Source organism: Metabacillus rhizolycopersici, from assembly GCF_020075705.1.
In genome coordinates this window covers 1-934 of sequence record NZ_JAIQUM010000228.1, presented here as the reverse complement: position 1 = coordinate 934, position 934 = coordinate 1, and the positions used below count along the sequence as shown (strand labels likewise).

Genomic DNA, 934 nt, shown 5'->3' with positions numbered 1-934 from the left:
TTTAATCATATAAATCGCTTTGTATTCACTCAGCTCCTGCTTTTTCTTTTCAAGCAGAAGCTGTCGCATTTGAAACATCGTAGAAGAACAGAGGAGAATGCCAATGAGTTGTCCATATAAATGGCACTCTAGGCGTTCTCTTTTAATATTTTTACATTCATCAATTTCAAAGAATGACTTCCACGTTTTAAACAAAATCTCAATCTGCCAACGAAGTGAATACAATGAATGGATGTAATTCGTCAGTACTTCTTCTAGCGACGTGTTCGTGATATATACATTCATGCCCATTAAACGTTTACTTTTATCCTTCATGACAATGCCTTTCTTCTTTTCACGTATCGCTTGGTTTTTCAGGCGTGTTTGCGTTTGATCATCGGTTAAACGATGGATAATGACACGTGCTGGAAGCTTCTGATTTTGGCCAATGTATGCCTCGGGGATTTCCATCGTTTCACCAGGGGTTAGACCAGATATCATTTGTGTCATATCAAGCTGGATGTATTCTGTTTGCTTTTTTAACGTGCCATTGTTGAAGTATTCTGGCTCATGGTTCTTGATATAAATGCGTGTATTCAGCTTCAACCGCGAGATATAGTAAGCCTCTTTATCATGAATGGCTTGTAAGTCTCCTAAATCGAAGTAACCAAGATCACGTAAACACAAATCGCCCGCCTCTACGGTTTCAAGACAGATGGTACCGTATGTTTTATCATTATTTTTTCCTGGTCCAAGCTGCACGTTAAGAAATTGACCACTAAGTAAATCATATTCCAATTGGATTTTCACGCCTGCCGTATTACTACTCCCACCTGAACCTTGATAGTCAGTGGCGAAATGATCAGGCAGTTGAAACACTGTCACATCTAAAATACGGATACGATTGAAAGTAGAGATCATGTGTGCAGAAAGCGATTGATTTGAACAGAGTTTT

The 934-nt window shown here is 38.9% G+C and carries 1 protein-coding gene; it reads right to left on the bottom strand.

Annotated elements, in window-relative coordinates:
* Window positions 1–934 (bottom strand): IS4 family transposase (locus tag K9V48_RS28160; protein ID WP_224142334.1); only part of this gene is annotated, 934 nt, incomplete at both ends.